Genomic DNA, 17,139 nt, shown 5'->3' with positions numbered 1-17,139 from the left:
TCCCTCGGTCCCTGGTGTCTCAGAACAGCGCGTCGGCCCGGGACTGGGCCGCGCGCAGCGTCTCGCGCGGGGATTTCAGGCCCCGCAGCATGTCGTGGAATTCCTCGCCGCAGATGCGGATGATGTCGCTGATCCGGGGGATCGGCGGGCGCGGCCAGAACTGGAGCTCGTCGCGCCAGGACATCGCCTCCACCGCCTCGAAGATCGTCGAGATGCGCCGCACCTCGGGGTCGGCGCCAACCGAGTAGCGCGGGTTGGTGCGGCTGCCGTTCAGCACGAAGAGCTTCTGCGCCTCGGGCGAGGTGAAGACGGTGAGCGCCTCGGCGGCCGCCTCGCGGCGCTCGGGCGCGAGATTGGCGGGAATGCCGAGCGCGTAGCCGCCCACTGGCGCGACCGAGCTGCCGCCCGGGCCGGGCGGATGCGGCAGGTAGCCCGTCTGCCCGCAGGCGGGCGAGGACGGGTCGAGCTCGAAATAGGGCGCCAGCAGCGTGTAGCCGTAGGCCATGGCGACGGAGCCCGCCGCGTAGGGGCGGATGCGCTCGTACCACGACATCGAAAGGATGTCGGGCGGCGAATAGCCGAGAAGCTCGCGCAGGAACTCGGCGGCGGCGAGCCCCGCCTCGGTGTCGATGGTCGGGCGGTGGGTGCCGCCGGCGAGGTCGGCGCAGTCGAAGCCGCCCGAGATCGGCGCGAGGTCCAGCACCGGCTGGCCGAAATCCGCGAGCGTCATCAGGACGGTGTGGCCGAGCGCCGTGCCGCGCGCAGCGTTCCAGGCGATCCCGTGGACGCCGCGGCCCGGGTCGTGCAGCGCGCGCGCCGCGTCGAGCAGCGCCTCGGTGGTCGTCGGCGGCTCCAGCCCCGCCTGCGCGAACATGTCCTTGCGGTAGAAGAGCAGCTCCGGCGTGGTCTGCGCCGGCACGCCATAGGGCCGGCCGCCCCAGTGGGTGGCCGCCCAGCCGGCGGTGTGGAAGTCGGCCGGGTCGAGGCGCGCCACGTCCATCACCGCGTCGAGCGGCATCAGCACGCCCTTCTCGACGAATTCGCCGATCCAGGGCAGGTCGACGGCGACGATGTCGTAGCGGCTGGTGCTGCGCTCGGCGTTCTTGAGCGCCTCGTCGCGCAGCCGGTCGATCGAGAAGGCGCGCTGGTGGATCGAGAGCCCGATGGACTGCTCGAACTGGCGCTTGAGATTGTCCATGACCATGAAGGTCGGGTCGCCGTGGGCCAGCACCCGCAGCCCGCCGGCAAGGCGCAGCGGCTCGCTGCGCGCCCCGAGCGCGGGCACCGCATGGGCCACGCGGTAGGAGCCGCCGAAATAGTAGTCGTCCGTGGCGGGATCGCGCGCGCCGAGGCCGAGCCGGGCTTCGGTGAGCCGGCGCAGCCGGTCGGCGAGCTGCGTCCAGGCCTCCAGCAGGGCGGGGCTCGGGTGCAGCGAGAAGGTCTTGCCGCTCGCCGTGCGGGCGCGCTGCTCGATGAGTCCCGCCTCAAGCATCGCGCGCAGCCGGCGGGTGCCCGTGGCGTAGGGCACGTTGCTCGCGCCGATGATCGAGGTTGGCGTGACCGTCCGGCCCTCGAAGTGGCAGCGCAGCAGGTAGAGCGCCATGCGCAGATGCGGGTCCGTCGAGACGAGCTCGATCGTGCCCTCCACCTCCTCGCAGAGATCCTCCATGTAGCCGATCAGGCGCAAGGCGTCGCCCTTGGCCGCGGGCATCGCGGCCGAATGCGGGTCAAGCTTGCCGATCTTGCTCATTCCGAAGGTCGCCTTGGGCGGGCGCGGCGCGTCGGCGCCGGCGGTTTCGTTCGATCTGGATTTTCTCGATTGCGCCATACTGGGCCCTCGCAACATGTTCATTCCGGACAGGGCGTGATATCGCCACTGTATCCAAAATGGATATCTGTTGCTCCATTGTGGACAAGTTATGGGCATCGCGGCAGAGCCCGAGGGCGCAAGGTCAGCGATGTTCGCCGCCAGGGACCGCGGCGATTCCCCCGCCCGGAGGAGGGTGCGGGGCCAGAACAGATTGCAGACGAACCGGGAGGAGAATCCGAATGAAACTGCGCAGCATGCTTGCCGCCACCACCGCCGCCGGCCTCGGCCTCGCCGGGGCGGCGACCGCCCAGGAATACCGGATCGGCATCACGCAGAACAACGTGGGCGTCGACAGCTACCAGACCACCTACGAGAAGGCCTTCATCGCAGCCGCGGAAGCGAACGACATGGTCGAGACCGTGGTGCTCGACGCGGGCGGCGACGTGGCCCGCCAGATCGCGCAGATGGAGGATCTCATCCAGCAGGAGGTGGACGCCATCATCATCTGGCCGACGAACGGCGAAGCGGTGATCCCGGCGGTGCGCAAGGCGTTCCAGGCCGACATCCCGGTGATCGTCACGAACTCCAACATCGCCAAGCAGGGCTTCGACTTCGTGGCGTCCTTCTCGGGTCCCGACAACATCACCCAGGGCGCGCGCTCGGCAGAGATCATGTGCGACCGCTTCAAGGAGATGGGCATCGAGGACGAGGCGCAGATCGTCCAGATCTCTGGCCAGCCGGGCTACACCACCGCGATCGAGCGCGCCAAGGGCTTCGAGGACCGTCTGCCCGAGGTCTGCCCGAACGTGACCCTTATGGAGACGCAGCCGGGCGACTGGAACCGCGAAAAGAGCCAGCAGGTGATGGAGGCCTTCCTCGTCAAGTACGACGACATCGACGGCGTCTATGCCGGCGACGACAACATGGGCGTGGGCGCGCTGAACGCGGCCAAGGCCGCGGGCCGCGCCGGGGACATCGTCTTCGTCGGCGCGACGAACTTCGCGGTGGGCTACGAGGCGATGGCCAACGGCGACTACTGGGGGTCGATCTACCAGTCGCCCGTGGACGACGCCGAAGCCGCGCTCCAGACCGCGATCGACGTGCTCGAAGGCAAGGACGTGCCGTTCCTGAACTACTTCGACACGCCGAAGATCACCCAGGAGAACATGGGCGACTTCTCCAAGCCCGTCTTCTGAGCGAACCTCCCCGGGCGGTCGCGGGGCTCCGGCGCCGCGGCCGCTTCCGGCAAGGCTGGGACACTTCGTGCGGGAGGTCGGCATGGGACGCGTATCGGGGCGGGTCTGCCTGGTGACGGGCGCGGCTCGCGGGATCGGGCGGGCCATCGGCGAGGCGCTGCTCGCGGAAGGCGCGCAGGTCTGCTTCGCCGATCTCGACGGCGAGGGCGCGGCGCAGGTCGCCGAGGCGGCCAACGCGCGCCTCAACGGCAATGCCGGCAACGCCATGGCGGTCGGGCTCGACGTGCGCGACCGCGCCTCGGTGCGCAACGCGGTCTCGCAGGTGGTGGAGCGCTACGGCCGGCTCGACGTGAAGTTCAACAACGCGGGCGTCAACAAGCCCATGAACTTCATGGACGTGACCGAGGAGAACTGGAACTTCATCATGGGCGTGAACGGTCTCGGCTGCCTGATCGGCATGCAGGAGGCGGCCCGCCAGATGATCGCGCAGGGCAAGGGTCCCGACGGGATCGCGGGCAAGATCGTCAACACTGCCTCGATTGCCAGCCGCCAGGGCTTCGACAACGTGGCGCCCTACTGCGCCTCGAAGTGGGCGGTGGTCTCGCTCACGCAATCGGGGGCGCGGGACCTCGCGCGCCATGGTATCACCGTGACGGGCTTCGCGCCCGGCGTGGTGGCCACCGAGATGTGGGACCAGGTGGACCGTGACCTGATGGAGATCGGCGCCGCAGAGCGGCCCGGGCAGGCGATGGAGGAGTTCGCCGCCGACATCCTGAAGGGCCGCGTCGCGACGCCCGCCGACATCACCGGCACGACGACGTTCCTCGCCGCGCGCGAGAGCGACTACATGACCGGGCAGGTCGTCATGATCGACGGGGGCATGACCCTCGTCTGACGCCGCTGCCCGACGGCGCCCGCAAGGGCTTGGGAGGAGACAGCCATGAGCGAGGCCATGCAGAGCCGGCCCGCCGCGCGGACCGGCGGCCTGACAGGGGCGAAGGTGGGCACATTCCTCGCCCGCCAGGGAATCCTGATCGCCTTCGTCCTTTTCATGGTCGGGTTCACCGTCGCCAACGAGCGGTTCCTCGAGCCCGACAACATTCTCGGCGTCATCCGGTCCTCGGCGATTCTGGGGGTCATGGCGCTCGGGGTCACCTTCGTGGTGATCAGCGGCAACCTCGATCTCTCGGTGGGCTCGCTCATGAGCTTCTCGACGATCGTGGTGCTCGACCTGCACGACAAGCTCGGGCCGGCGCTGGCGATCCCGGCGATGTTCGCCATGACGCTGGCGATCGGGGCGGTGATCGGCTTCCTCGTGGGCTATCTGCGGCTCAATTCGCTGATCGTCACGCTGGGCATGCTCTCGGCCATTCACGGCCTCACGCTCACCTATTCCGGCGGCCAGAACATGGACATCGCCGACAAGGAGGGCACCTGGTTCTCGGTCTTCGGCCAGGGCGAGGCGCTCGGCATCCCCGTGCCGATCCTGATCTTCGCGGCGCTCGCCGCCCTTCTGGGCATCGTGCTGGCCAAGACGCCCTTCGGGCGGAAGGTCTACGCCGTGGGCGGGAACGGCACCGCCGCCACCTTCTCGGGCATCCGGCGGGCAAGGGTCGTCTTCTCCTGCTACCTGGTCTCGGCCTTCTGCGTGGCCACGGCGGGGCTCATCCAGGCCAGCCGCTCCATGGGCTCGCAGAACACCGTCGGGCAGGGGATGGAACTCGAGGTGCTCGCCGCCGTCATCCTGGGGGGCGCCTCGCTGATGGGCGGCTCGGGCACGATCTTCAAGACGGTGATCGGCGTGCTGATCCTCGGCTTCATCCAGAACGGGCTGCTGCTGATCGGGCTCGAGTTCTACGTCCAGTACGTCGTGACCTGGATCATCATCATCCTCGCGGTCTGGCTCGACGTCGCGGCCAAGCGCGGCCGCCTGCTGTCGCCCATCGCGTGAAGGAGCGGACCATGGCACCGGGACAACTGAGCACCTTCCTGAAGCGCGGGGCGATCTGGGGCTTCATCGTCCTCGAGCTGATCTTCTTCTCCATCGCCGGAGAGTTCATGTCGCTTTCCGAGAAGGCGTTCATGAACTGGGACAACATGCTGCTTCTGCTGAAGCAGTCGGCGCCGCTGGGCATCATCGCCATGGGCATGACGCTCATCATGGTGAACGGGAACATCGACCTGAGCGTGGGCGCCACCTTCGCGCTGGCCGCGATCGTGCTGCTGGACAGCATGACCTGGCCCTTCATGGCGGCGATGGGCGACTGGGCGATCCCCTTCGCCTGGATGTTCGCGCTGCTCACCGGCGTGGCGCTCGGCGCGATCAACGGCTTCATCGTCTGGAAGACGGGCGTGGACGCCTTCATCGTGACGCTGGGCGCCATGCTCGGCTTCCGCGGGCTCGTCTTCATGTACAACGGCGAGCAGCCGACCTCGCACCTCAACTGGACGCTGGTGGACTTCGCCGAGGCGCAGTTTCTCGGGCTGCACACGGCGACGTGGTTCCTGCTCCTGGTGACGGCCGCGATGTGGTGGCTGATGAACCGCACCGTCCACGGCCGTAACGCCTACGCCATCGGCGACAACCGCGAGGCGGCGGTCAACGCGGGCATCCGCGTGGGCCCGCACATCATGATCAACTTCATGATCATCGGCTTCCTGGCGGCCCTCTCTGCGGTGGTCTTCTACTCCGAGTCCGGCTCCGTGAACCCCAACGACGGCACGCTCTACGAGCTCTGGGTGATCACGGCGGTGGTGCTCGGCGGCACCAAGCTCACCGGCGGGTCGGGCTCGATCATCTCCACCTTCGGGGGCGTGCTCGCGATCCAGATCCTGCGCAAGGGCCTCGGCCACATCGGCGCGGACACCGAGACGGTCAACCTCGTGATCGGCCTCATCCTGATCGCGGTGCTGTTCCTCGACCGTCAGCTGAACGTGAGGGGCAAGGAGGCCCTGCGGGTATGACCGACAAGACACCGGCGCTCCGGCTCGAGAACATCGTCAAGACCTTCCCGGGCGTGCGCGCGCTCGACGGGGTGTCCTTCGAGGTCTTGCCCGGCGAGGTCCATGCGCTCATGGGCGAGAACGGGGCGGGAAAGTCGACGCTGATGAAGGTGCTGGGCGGCATCCACCAGCCCAACGAGGGCCGCATCCTCGTGGGCGAGGAGCCGGTCGTGATGGCCAACCCTCTGGACGCCAAGGCCAAGGGGATCGTCTTCATCCACCAGGAGCTGAGCCTCGCCGAGGAACTCACCGTGGCCGAGAACATCTATCTCGGCGAGCTGCCGCGCAAGTCCTTCGGCCGCGTGGACTGGAAGACGCTCCACGCCCGGACCGACGAGATCCTCGCGCAGCTTAAGGTGGGCTTCGACGCGCGCACCGTGGTCGGCACGCTGTCCATCGCGAACCAGCAGATGGTGGAGATCGCCCGCGCGCTGACGGTGGACGCCAAGGCGGTGATCTTCGACGAGCCGACCGCTTCGCTCACCGACGCCGAGAAGGTGGTGCTCTTCGAGGTGATCGAGGATCTCAAGCGGCAGGGCGTGGGCATCATCTACATCTCCCACCGCATGGAGGAGATCTTCCGCATCACCGACCGCATCTCGGTTCTCCGCGACGGGCAGTATCGCGGCACGCTGGTGACGGCGGAGACCGACGAGGACGAGGTGACGCAGCTGATGATCGGCCGCTCGCTCGACCTGTCGCGCAACGAGAGCCATGCCGAGCTTGGCGACGTCGCGGTGGAAGTGCGGGGCCTTTCCTGCGGCGATCTCTACCGGGACGTGAGCTTCGAGATCCGCCGCGGCGAGGTGGTGGGCTTCTACGGGCTGGTGGGCGCCGGCCGCACCGAAATCGCCGAGACGCTCTTCGGCCTGCGCGAACCCTCCTTCGGGCAGATCCTGCTCGACGGTGAGGAGGTCCGGCTGCATTCGCCCGCCGACGCCATCGCCCGCGGCATCAGCCTCGTGCCGGAGGACCGCAAGGGGCAGGGGCTGGTGCTCGGCATGAACTGTCGGGACAACATGACCCTGCCGCAGGTGGACGACCTGAAGGCCGGGCCCTTCGTGGCCGAAGGCGCGGAGGTCGCGATCTTCGACCAGTACCGCGACCGGCTCGACATCCGCACGCCGGGCTGGCGCCAGCTCGTCGGGAACCTGTCCGGCGGCAACCAGCAGAAGATCGTGATCGGCAAGTGGCTGTCGATGCATCCGACCCTTCTCATCGTGGACGAGCCGACGCGCGGGATCGACGTGGGCTCCAAGTCGGAGATCCACAAGCTGGTCCGCGATCTTGCGGCGCAGGGCTACGCGGTGATGGTCATCTCCTCGGAGATGCCGGAGGTGCTGCACGTCTCGGACCGGATCGTGGCGATGTATCACGGCGAACTGATCCGCAGCTTCACCTCGGACGAGGTGACCGAGGACAACCTGATCCAGGCGATCTCGGGGATCCGGCCGGACGAAAAGGCCGCGTGATGCGGGCCGGTTTCGCCGGGGACGGATGGAGACGCCCATGGCGCGGAACCTCGCGCGCCCCGACGGCGGGATCACGCAACCGGCGCGGATCGGACTGCGCCGCTTGACAATGCACCGCCGAAAGGTCATCTGACCCGTGCGCTGCGCTGCCGCGTGAGCATGCCGCGCCCCGCCCGAGGGGCCATCAGCGCGCAAAGACTTCAGTTTCCCCATCACGCAGGGTGCCTGACGCGATGCCTGGAAGGCGCGGGAGAGGCCCGTTCCCTCGAAGGTTCCGCGAACCCTCGCCGGCCGCGCCTTTGCGGCCCCTCATCGGCCGCGCCGGCTCGCTGTCCGGTCGCGGTGCAAAGGATACGATTTGTTCGATTTCGACATGCTCGGCCTCGCGCCGGAACTCGACACCGCGCTGACGCGCGCGGGATTCACGCAGCCCACCCCGATCCAGACCCGGGCGATCCCGCTGGCGATGGAGGGGCACGACATCCTCGGCCTCGCCCAGACCGGCACGGGCAAGACGCTCGCCTTCGGCCTGCCGATCGTCCACCACCTGCTGGGCGCGCCCGGCAAGCCGCAGCCCGGGACAGCGAAGGCGCTGATCCTCGCGCCGACGCGGGAACTGGCGAACCAGATCGCCGAGAGCCTGCGTCAGCTGACGGACGGCACCCGGCTGCGGGTCGCCACCGTCGTGGGCGGCCAGTCGATCGGCAGGCAGATCAACCTGCTCTCCCGCGGGACCGACATCCTCGTGGCCACCCCCGGACGGCTCATCGACCTGATGGAACGCCGGGCGGTGGATCTGGGCCAGGTGCGCCATCTCGTGCTGGACGAGGCCGACCAGATGCTGGACCTCGGCTTCATCCACGCGCTTCGCAAGATCGCGCCCCGCCTCGGCACGCCGCGCCAGACGATGCTCTTTTCGGCCACCATGCCCAAGCAGATGGAGGAGCTCTCGCGCGCCTACCTGACCGACCCGCGCCGCGTGCAGGTGGCGCCGCCGGGCAAGGCCGCCGACAAGATCGCGCAGTCCGTGCACTTCCTGCCCAAGGCCGAGAAGCCGGCGCGGCTGCGCGAGATCCTCTCGCGCGATCTGGATGCGCTGACGCTCGTCTTCGCGCGCACGAAGCACGGGGCCGAGAAGCTGATGAAGGGGCTCGTGGCCGACGGCTTCAACGCTGCCTCGATCCACGGCAACAAGAGCCAGGGCCAGCGCGACCGGGCCATCCGCGCGTTCCGCGCGGGCGAGATCACGACGCTCGTGGCCACCGACGTCGCCGCGCGCGGCATCGACGTGCCCGGCGTTGCCTATGTGATCAACTACGATCTGCCCGAGGTGCCCGACAACTACGTGCACCGCATCGGGCGCACCGCCCGGGCCGGGCGCGAGGGCGAGGCGATCGCCTTCTGCGCGCCCGACGAGGCGGAGCTCCTCCATGAGATCCAGAAGCTCATGAAGACCGAGATCCCGGTCGCGAGCGGAACGAGCCCGCTCCGCATCGAAGGTGGCAAGGCCGGACGGCGCGAGGGGTCGGCTCCGCGTCGGCCGCGCGGCGGCGGCAACGGCGGAGCCGCGACGCAGGCGCCGAAACGGCGGCGGCCGCGCCGGCGCCGGGCGGCCTGACGGAGGCGGCGCGCGACGCCGCTCACCGGGCCGCGCAGGGCCTCGCATCGCCGGAAGCAGCCTAGTTCGTGGCGCTGCCGGCGGCCGCGTCCGCGCCTTCACGTTCCGTTACATCCCCGGGGCTGGCCGTTGACACGTCTTCGCCGCGCGGCCGACGACCGGACGTGACGCCGCGACCGGAGATCCAACGGTCGGGCCGTCGCGCGTTGCGAGGTTGCGGCCGATCTGCGGGGGCAGGTCCGGACGTGGAGACATGCTCGCAGAGCATACCGACCCGGGATGCAGGCCCGCCTGTCCCTCCCGGCCGGCCTCGATGCAAGGCCGGATGGGGCGGTCACGCGGCCATCGCCACGAAGGCCGCGACGCCCAGCGCGAGCGCTGCGCCGAGCCCCAGAAACCGCCGCATCCTCCGGTGGTCCTGCCGGGACCGCCCGCCGGCGTAGTCGAAACGTTCGTAGATCACGCACTCCATCGGCACGCCGAGCTCGAGCAGGGTATCGCAGACGGCCGTGACCATCGGGCCCGGCCCGCAGATCATCGCCACGCACTGCTCTGGGTCCAGCCCCTCGAGCAGCCGCGAGAGCCTGGAGCGGTCGAGCAGGCCGGTTTCGCCGCGCCAGCCGGGACCGCCCTCCTCGACGACGAGCAGGGAGTCGAGATCGAGCCTTTCGCCGTGCCCGGCGATCTCGTCGAGACAGCCCATGTTCGCCGGCCGCCCTGCTGCGTAGCCGAGGCGGACGGGCCGCGGGTCGCGCCGCGCCGCGAGGTCGCGCAGAAGCCCCATGATCGGCGCGATGCCCGCGCCGGCCGCCAGGAGCAGCACGCCGTCGCCGCGGTGCGCCTCGAGCGTGAAGTCGCCATACGGGCCGTCGATCCCGACGGGCGTGCCGGGCGCGAGCGTGCCGACGGTGTCGGTGAAATCCCCCGCTTCCTTGACGATGAGCGACACGCCCGGCCGCAATGGGCTGTCAGCGATGGAGAAGGGGTGATCGAAGAGCGGAAAGCGCCGTCCACCCACCGTCATCCAGACGAACTGTCCTGCGGCGTAGGGCAGGGCGGGCGTGCCCTCGACCGGCTGGATGTCCATCTCCCAGAGACGGTCGGCGAGGGTCGTGACCGAGGCGAGCCGCCAGGGCCGACGGTGCAGGCGCAGCCAGCGCCAACCGTAGAGCGTGGCGAGCGCCGCCAGGGCCGCCGCGCCGACGGCCCACCAGTAGAGCTCTACCGGCCCCTCGGCGCTGAACCGGCCGACATGCACGGCGTGGTGCAGCCCGCCGCCCAGCGCGACGATCGCGAGCAGGAGATGGCTCGCGCGCCACAGCTCGTAAGGCCAGGGCAGCCGCTCGCGCAGGTCGGCCAGAAGAACGACAGCCAGCAGCGCCGCAAGGGCCACCACGCCGCTGCGATAGTGCGGCAGCGTGAGATAGGCGACCATACGCTCCATGGCGAGCGCCGGGTCATCGAGCCAGGTCGGCACCACATAGGCGACCGGATGCAGGAGCAGCGCCAGCAGCACCCACCAGGCCGCCACCTTGTGAAAGGCCATGATCCGGTCGATGCCCAGCGCGCCGGTGAACGCCTCAAAGCGACCGGAGGTGACGAACTGCACCGCCATGGCAGCCAGCGCCGCGATACCCAGGCCCGCCGCGGCGAGTTCCCAGGCATGCGCGGGCGCGACGGGACGGAGAAAGCTCAGCGCGAGAGGCGCGAGACAGACGCCCGGGTAGAGCGCCGCCAGCCACGCGGCCGAGATCCTGATCCGCGCGCCCCGGCGCCCGGCAGACGCCTCTCGCGTCGTGGCCGCGCCTTCGATTTCGGCAGGGGTCTGCGGAGCGGTCATGATGCTTCCTGTTGATACATTTGGCGCGTGCCAGGCGCGACGCGATGTTACAGAATACGGTTACAGTCGTATGATCGACTCCAGGCTGGCTAGCATGCAGAAGGAGGAAGGCCCATGCTCCCGCTCCGCGCGCCGCGCGCACTCGTCGCCGCAGTCGCGGCGCTGCCGCATTTCTCGCCGGCGCTTGCCCAGGATTTCAGCCTGGAAGCGATCACGGAAGCCTGGCTCGACGGGCCGCACGGGAATTACAGCTCGCCTTCCTTCACCTACTGGAACGACGAGGGCGAGGTACCGGCCGCCTGCGCCGCCTGCCACTCCGAGACCGGGATGCTCGACTATCTGGGCGTGGACGGAAGCCCGGCGCTGTCGGTGGAGCACCCGGGCACGATCAACACGGTGATCGGCTGCGCCTCCTGCCACACCGCGGCGGGCCACGCCCTCGACGCGGTGCGCTTTCCGTCGGGCGTGACGCAGTCGGGGCTGGGGGGCAACGCGACCTGCTACGTCTGCCACCAGGGCAGGTATTCGGGCGATGCCGTGGCCCAGGCCGTCGCGGAGATCGAGGAGGACGCCGTGTCGGCCGACCTGTCCTTCATCAACGTCCACTACGGCCTCGCTGCGGCGGTCACGCACGGCGCGGACGTTCGCGGCGGCTATGAATACGCGGGCCGCGACTACGCCGGCACCTTCGCCCATGTGCCGAGCGCGCAGACCTGCCTCGACTGCCATCAGGCGCATGACGCCGAGGTCGCGGCGGAGGGCTGCCTGAGCTGCCATCAGGGGGTGGACGATCTGCGCGCGATCCGGATGCGCCACGCCGATTTCGACGGCGACGGCTCGACGGCGGGCGGTATCCATGCCGAGATCATGGGTCTGCATGCGCAGCTCGAGGCAGCGATCCGCACCTACGCGCAGGAGGTGATCGGCACGCCCATCGCCTACGCGCCCGGCAGCTTCCCGTACTTCTTCACCGACTCGGACGGAGACGGGCAGATCGCCGAGGCCGAGGCGGTCTTTCCCAATCGATACACGACCTGGACGCCCCGCCTGCTGAAGGCCGCCTACAACTACCAGTTCGTGGCCTTGGATCCGGGCGCCTACACGCACAACCCCGCCTATGCGCTGCAGTTGCTCCACGACAGTCTCGCGAGCCTGTCGGACCGCGTCGAGATCGACATGGACGCCCTCGAGCGGCGCTGAGCACCGGCCTCCGACGGGACGGTGCGTGGTGGAGGAATGGCCCGCATGAGAATGAAATCCCTCGCCTTTCCGGCGTTCTTGACGTGAGTGCCGGTTCCGGTTCATCCTTCGCCTTCCGAAGCCGAGGGCCGGGTTCCCGAGGCACCACCACGCCGCCGAAGGAGGCGGGACGCGATGCCAGCGGACAGTGAAGAGGGCGGCAGGGCCCGGATGGTCGGGATCAACCACGTCGCGATCGAGGTGGGCGATGTCGAGGCGGCGCTGGATTTTCTCGGCCGCATCTTCGAGATCCGGCTGCGCGGGCGGGGCGAGGGCCGCGCCTTCGTGGACATGGGCGACCAGTTCCTCGCCCTGAGCGAGCCGGGCCCGGTCGAGACCGACACGCACCGTCATTTCGGGCTCGTCGTGGACGACCGCGAGGCCGTCATGGCCGCGGCCGATCAGCTTGGCGCGGCGGTCGGGCGCAACCGCTTCCGGGATCCCTGGGGCAACATCTTCGAGATCGTGGCCTATTCGGACGTGCAGTTTTCCAAGACCGGCGCCGTGCTCGAGGGCATGGGACTCGATCTCGACAAGGGCGAAGACGCCCGGCGCCAACTGCGCGAGAAGGGGCTGGGCTGACGCGGCGCTCTCGGGGCCGTGACCGCGCGGCTGTGACATTTCGCGCGGCGCGCTATATGCTTTCCGGCACCGCCGGAGGCTCTCGCCGAGAATGTTTCGACAATTGCTCCTCTCCGCTCTGGTGATCGCCGGCACGCTGGCGCTGTGGATCGCCTATGTGCCGTCCTGGCTGCCGTTTCTCGACCGGATCGGCGTGCTGGACCTCGTGGGGATCGAACATGTCGAGGCCGATGAGCAGGGCGGCGGCGGCTGGGGCGGCGGCGGGCCGGCGACGGTCGTCGCCGAGCCGGTGACGGAAGGCCGCATCGACGATCGCGTCGCGGCGATCGGCGACGGCCGGGCGCGGCGCGGCGTGGATGTGCGCTCGGACGCGACGGGGCAGGTGGTCGAGATCGGCTTCGCGCCCGGCGGGCGCGTCGAGGAGGGTGGCCTGATCGTCCGGCTCGACGACGAGGCGGAGCGCATCGCGCTCGAGCGGGCCGAGCTGATGCTCGCGGACGCGCGCGAGGATGTCGAGCGCCTCGAGCGTCTGGCCGGCACCGGATCGGTGACCGAGGTGCGGCTCCGCGAGGCCGAGCTCGCGCTGCGGCAGGCGGAACTTGCGCTGCGGCAAGCGGAATACGATCTTTCCCAGCGCACGATACGCGCACCGATCGCCGGCTGGACCGGGGTGCCCGACATCGAGGAGGGCGATCGCGTCACCAGCGGAGACGTGCTGGTCACGATCACCGACCGGTCCGAGATCCTGATCGACTTCCGCGTGCCCGAGCGCGTCGCGAGCCGGATCGAGGCGGGCATGCCGCTGGAGGCACGGGCGCTCGCGCTGCCGGGACGGACGCTCGAAGGCGAGGTGCATGCGGTGGACGCGACCGTGGACCGCGCGAGCCGGACGCTGCGCGTGCAGGGCCGTCTGCCGAACGAGGCGGACCTGCTGCGCGCCGGCATGGCCTTCGAGGTGGCGCTCTCCTTTCCGGGCGAGACGCTCCCGGCGGTCGATCCGCTGGCGGTGCAGTGGTCGGGCGATGGGGCCTACGTCTGGACCGTGCGCGACGGCGCGGCGGTGCGCGTTCCCGTCGCCATCCGCCAGCGCAACGCGGAGTCGGTGCTGGTCGAGGGCGAACTGGAGATCGGCGAGATGGTCGTGACCGAGGGGGTGCAGAACCTGCGGCCGGGCGCCGAGGTGCGCATCGCCGAGCCGCGCGCGGCGCTCGAGGCAGGGGCGCGGCCGCTGTGAGAGAGGCGGCCCGATGATGGAGGACGCCACCCGGACGGCGGAGGGGGGCACCGCGCTCTTCGTGCGCCGCCCGATCCTCGCCTATGTCCTCAGTGCGCTGATCGTGCTGGCGGGGCTCGCCGCGCTCTTCGGCGCCGAGATCCGCGAGCTGCCCAACGTGGACCGCCCGGTGGTCACCGTCACCACGGAATTCCCCGGCGCCTCGCCCGAGACCATCGACCAGGAGGTGACGGGCCGGATCGAGGGTGCGGTCGGCCGCGTCGCGGGCATCCGCTCGATCTCGTCCAATTCGCGCTTCGGGCGCAGTCGCGTGACACTCGAGTTCAACGAGAGCGTGGACATCGACGTGGCCGCGACCGATGTCCGCGATGCCGTGGCCCGCATCTCGGGACAGTTGCCGGACGAGGCCGAGGATCCCGAGATCGTCAAGGCCGACGCCGACGCGCAGCCGGTCGTGCGCGTGGCGGTGACCTCGGCCACCCGATCGCCGCAGGAACTCACGCAGATCGTGCAGGAGCGGGTCGAGGACCGGCTGATCTCGATCGAGGGCGTGGCCGACCTGCAGGTCTACGGCGACCGCGCGCCGATCTTCCGCGTCGATGTCGATCTCGCGGAACTGGCCAGCCGCGGTCTCACGCTGGCCGACATGCGGCGCGCATTGGCCGATGCGGGCTTCAACGCGCCGGCCGGCGATCTGGCGGGCGAGCGGCAGTCGATCAACGTGCGCACCACCGCGATGCTGGCCGCGCCTTCGGATTTCGAGGACCTGCAGCTCGCCCCGCATGTGCGGGTGCGCGACGTGGCGACCGTGACGCTGGGCCCCGCGCCCAACGAGACCGTGCTGCGCGCGAACGGCGAGACCGGCGTGGGCATTGGCGTCATCCGGCAGGCGGGCAGCAACACGCTGGAGATCTCGGCCGCGGTGCACGACACGGTGGCCCGGCTCGACGCCACGCTGCCCGAGGACGTTGCGATCTTCGTCACCTCCGACGACGCGGTCTTCATCAACGGCGCGATCCGGGAGGTGCTCAAGACGCTGGCGGCGGCCACGCTGATCGTGGTGCTGGTGATCTATGTCTTCCTGCGCGACGCGCGCGCGACGCTGATCCCGGCGATCACCATGCCCGTCGCGCTGATCGGCACGCTCGCCGCGATCTGGATCGTCGGCTTCTCGGTCAATATCCTGACGCTGCTCGCGCTGGTGCTCGCCACCGGCCTCGTCGTGGACGACGCGATCGTGGTGCTCGAGAACATCGTGCGCCGCCGAGCCGAGGGGATGGGGCCGCGGGCCGCGGCCGTGCTGGGCGCGCGGCAGGTGTTCTTCGCCGTCGTCACGACCACGGCCACGCTGGCGGCGGTCTTCGTGCCGCTCAGTTTCCTGCCGGGGCAGGCGGGCGGGCTTTTCCGCGAGTTCGGATTCACGCTGGCGATGGCGGTGGCGATCTCGTCGGTGGTGGCGCTCACCCTCTGCCCGGTGCTGGCGAGCCGGCTGCTCAGGGCCGACACGCGCGCGCGCCGCGGGCCGGTCGCCTGGGGGGGCGGGGTGCTGGCCGCGCTCTACGCGCGCAGCCTGCGCTGGGCGCTCTCGGTGCCTTTCGTGATCCTGCTCGCCGCCGGGCTTTTCGCGGCCACCGCCGTCTTCGTGGCCGAGGGAATCCGGCAGGAGCTGACCCCGCGCGAGGATCGCGCGGTGGCGCTGCTGAGCGTGCGCGCGCCGCAGGGGGTCGCGCTCGACTACACCATGGGCAAGATGCGCGAGATCGAGGCGGCGATGGCGCCGCTGCAGGAGTCGGGCGAGATCGTCAACGTCTTCTCCATCGCGGGCTTCGGCGCCGACAACCGCGGCTTCATGGTCTTTTCGCTCTCGGAATGGGCCGAGCGCGCGCGCAGTCAGGACGAGATCGTGGGCGACATCAACGGCGCGCTCAGGCAGATCATCGGCGTGCGCGCCTTCGCCATCCAGCCCAATTCGCTGGGCATCCGCGGCGCGGGACGGGGGCTGCGCTTCGCCATCACCGGCGACAGCTACGACCAGCTCGCAGAGCTCTCCGAGGCGCTGGTGGCGCGGATGCAGCAGGAGCCGGCCTTCGGCAGCGTGCGGCTCGACTACGAGACCACGCAGCCGCAGCTCTTCGTCGAGATCGACCGCACGCGGGCCTCGGATCTGGGCATCGACATCACCGGCCTGGGCGAGGCGCTGCGCGCGGTGCTCAACGGGCGCACCGTGGGTTCGGTCTTCGTCGAGGACGAGAGTTTCGACGTGCAGATGCTCTCGACGACGAGTCCGGTGAACGACCCCGGCGACCTGCAGAATATCTTCGTGCGCTCGGGCTCGGGGCAGATGGTGCCGATGTCGAGTTTCGTGCGGCTCGAGGAACGTGCCGTCGCGCCGGAACTCGAACGCGAGAACCAGCAGCGCTCGGTCGAGATCACCGCCTCGCTGACGCCCGAGCTGGCGCTCGGCGACGCGCTCGCGCGGGTCGAGACGCTGGCGGGCGACCTCATGGCCGAGGAAAACCGGATCGTGCCGCTGGCCGAGGCCGCGACGCTTGATCAGACGAATGCCGGCATCGTGATGGTCTTCGCCTTCGCCATCGCGGTGGTGTTCCTGGTGCTCTCGGCCCAGTTCGAAAGCTTCATTTCGGCGGTCGTCGTGATGGCGACGGTGCCGATCGGGCTGGCCTGCGCGGCCTTCGCGCTGCTTTTCACGGGGCAGAGCCTGAACGTCTATTCCCAGATCGGTCTGGTCATGCTGATCGGCATCATGGCCAAGAACGGTATCCTGATCGTCGAGTTCGCCAACCAGCTCCGCGACCGCGGAGCCGAGGTGCGCGACGCGATCCAGGACGCGGCCACCATCCGCCTGCGGCCGGTGATGATGACGATGACCTCGACCGTGCTGGGCGGCGTCCCGCTGATCCTGTCGGCGGGCGCGGGGGCCGAGGCGCGCGAGGCGCTGGGCTGGGTGATCGTGGGCGGCCTGGGCCTCGCCACCGTCTCCACGCTCTACCTCACGCCGGTGGCCTACCTCCTGCTCGCGCGCTTCTCGAAGCCGCGCGCCGAGGAGACGCGGCGGCTGACACGCGAACTCGAGGAGGCGCTGGCCGGCTGACGCGAAAACGGCGCCGCGCGGAAGGCGGCGCCG

General features: G+C 69.8%; 12 protein-coding genes. 10 read left to right on the top strand and 2 right to left on the bottom strand.

Going from position 1 to position 17,139, the window contains the following annotated elements:
* Positions 1-19 precede the first annotated feature (19 nt).
* Positions 20-1,750: an ABC transporter substrate-binding protein gene (locus DRV85_RS00580; RefSeq protein ID WP_233495358.1), complete on the bottom strand. Its 1,731-nt coding sequence runs from the start codon at positions 1,748-1,750 to the stop codon at positions 20-22.
* A gap of 299 nt (positions 1,751-2,049) precedes the next feature.
* On the opposite strand from DRV85_RS00580, the gene DRV85_RS00575 reads away from it, so the two are divergent.
* The 6 genes from DRV85_RS00575 to DRV85_RS00550 all read left to right on the top strand — a co-directional run bounded on the left by DRV85_RS00575 (position 2,050) and on the right by DRV85_RS00550 (position 9,099).
* Positions 2,050-3,006 carry a sugar ABC transporter substrate-binding protein gene (locus DRV85_RS00575; protein WP_113287486.1) on the top strand — a complete coding sequence of 319 codons (957 nt, stop codon included), beginning with the start codon at positions 2,050-2,052 and terminating at the stop codon, positions 3,004-3,006.
* 82 nt (positions 3,007-3,088) lie between these two features.
* Entirely contained in the window at positions 3,089-3,901 is an 813-nt protein-coding gene (locus DRV85_RS00570; protein ID WP_113287485.1) for an SDR family NAD(P)-dependent oxidoreductase, read from the top strand.
* Between the two features lie 57 nt (positions 3,902-3,958).
* The gene (locus tag DRV85_RS00565; protein WP_113287757.1) at positions 3,959-4,957 is read left to right on the top strand and encodes an ABC transporter permease; all 999 of its coding nucleotides are present in this window, start codon (positions 3,959-3,961) and stop codon (positions 4,955-4,957) included.
* An 11-nt stretch (positions 4,958-4,968) separates the two neighbouring features.
* The gene (locus tag DRV85_RS00560; RefSeq protein WP_113287484.1) at positions 4,969-5,970 is read left to right on the top strand and encodes an ABC transporter permease; all 1,002 of its coding nucleotides are present in this window, start codon (positions 4,969-4,971) and stop codon (positions 5,968-5,970) included.
* The gene (locus tag DRV85_RS00555) at positions 5,967-7,481 is read left to right on the top strand and encodes a sugar ABC transporter ATP-binding protein (RefSeq protein WP_113287483.1); all 1,515 of its coding nucleotides are present in this window, start codon (positions 5,967-5,969) and stop codon (positions 7,479-7,481) included. The genes DRV85_RS00560 and DRV85_RS00555 overlap by 4 nt, the downstream gene beginning before the upstream one ends.
* Positions 7,482-7,839: 358 nt before the next feature.
* Positions 7,840-9,099: a DEAD/DEAH box helicase gene (locus DRV85_RS00550; protein WP_113287482.1), complete on the top strand. Its 1,260-nt coding sequence runs from the start codon at positions 7,840-7,842 to the stop codon at positions 9,097-9,099.
* Between the two features lie 334 nt (positions 9,100-9,433).
* Here DRV85_RS00550 and DRV85_RS00545 read toward each other — a convergent pair whose 3' ends face one another.
* A complete protein-coding gene (locus tag DRV85_RS00545; RefSeq protein WP_113287481.1) occupies positions 9,434-10,939 on the bottom strand; it encodes a ferredoxin reductase family protein in 1,506 nt (501 codons plus the stop codon).
* A 114-nt stretch (positions 10,940-11,053) separates the two neighbouring features.
* On the opposite strand from DRV85_RS00545, the gene DRV85_RS00540 reads away from it, so the two are divergent.
* The 4 genes from DRV85_RS00540 (at position 11,054) to DRV85_RS00525 (ending at position 17,106) form a co-directional block, all read left to right on the top strand.
* A complete protein-coding gene (locus tag DRV85_RS00540; RefSeq protein WP_199525727.1) occupies positions 11,054-12,139 on the top strand; it encodes a cytochrome c3 family protein in 1,086 nt (361 codons plus the stop codon).
* A 174-nt stretch (positions 12,140-12,313) separates the two neighbouring features.
* On the top strand, positions 12,314-12,760 hold the full coding sequence (locus DRV85_RS00535) for a VOC family protein (protein WP_113287480.1): 447 nt from the start codon (positions 12,314-12,316) through the stop codon (positions 12,758-12,760).
* A 103-nt stretch (positions 12,761-12,863) separates the two neighbouring features.
* A complete protein-coding gene (locus tag DRV85_RS00530) occupies positions 12,864-13,994 on the top strand; it encodes an efflux RND transporter periplasmic adaptor subunit (RefSeq protein WP_233495357.1) in 1,131 nt (376 codons plus the stop codon).
* Between the two features lie 13 nt (positions 13,995-14,007).
* Complete coding sequence (locus DRV85_RS00525; RefSeq protein WP_113287478.1) at positions 14,008-17,106, top strand: efflux RND transporter permease subunit; 3,099 nt, start codon at positions 14,008-14,010, stop codon at positions 17,104-17,106.
* The last annotated feature ends 33 nt before the right edge of the window (positions 17,107-17,139 follow it).

The sequence above is a fragment of the Rhodosalinus halophilus genome (genome assembly GCF_003298775.1).
Taxonomy (GTDB): Bacteria; Pseudomonadota; Alphaproteobacteria; order Rhodobacterales; family Rhodobacteraceae; genus Rhodosalinus; species Rhodosalinus halophilus.
This window is presented reverse-complemented; position numbering and strand designations above follow the sequence as displayed.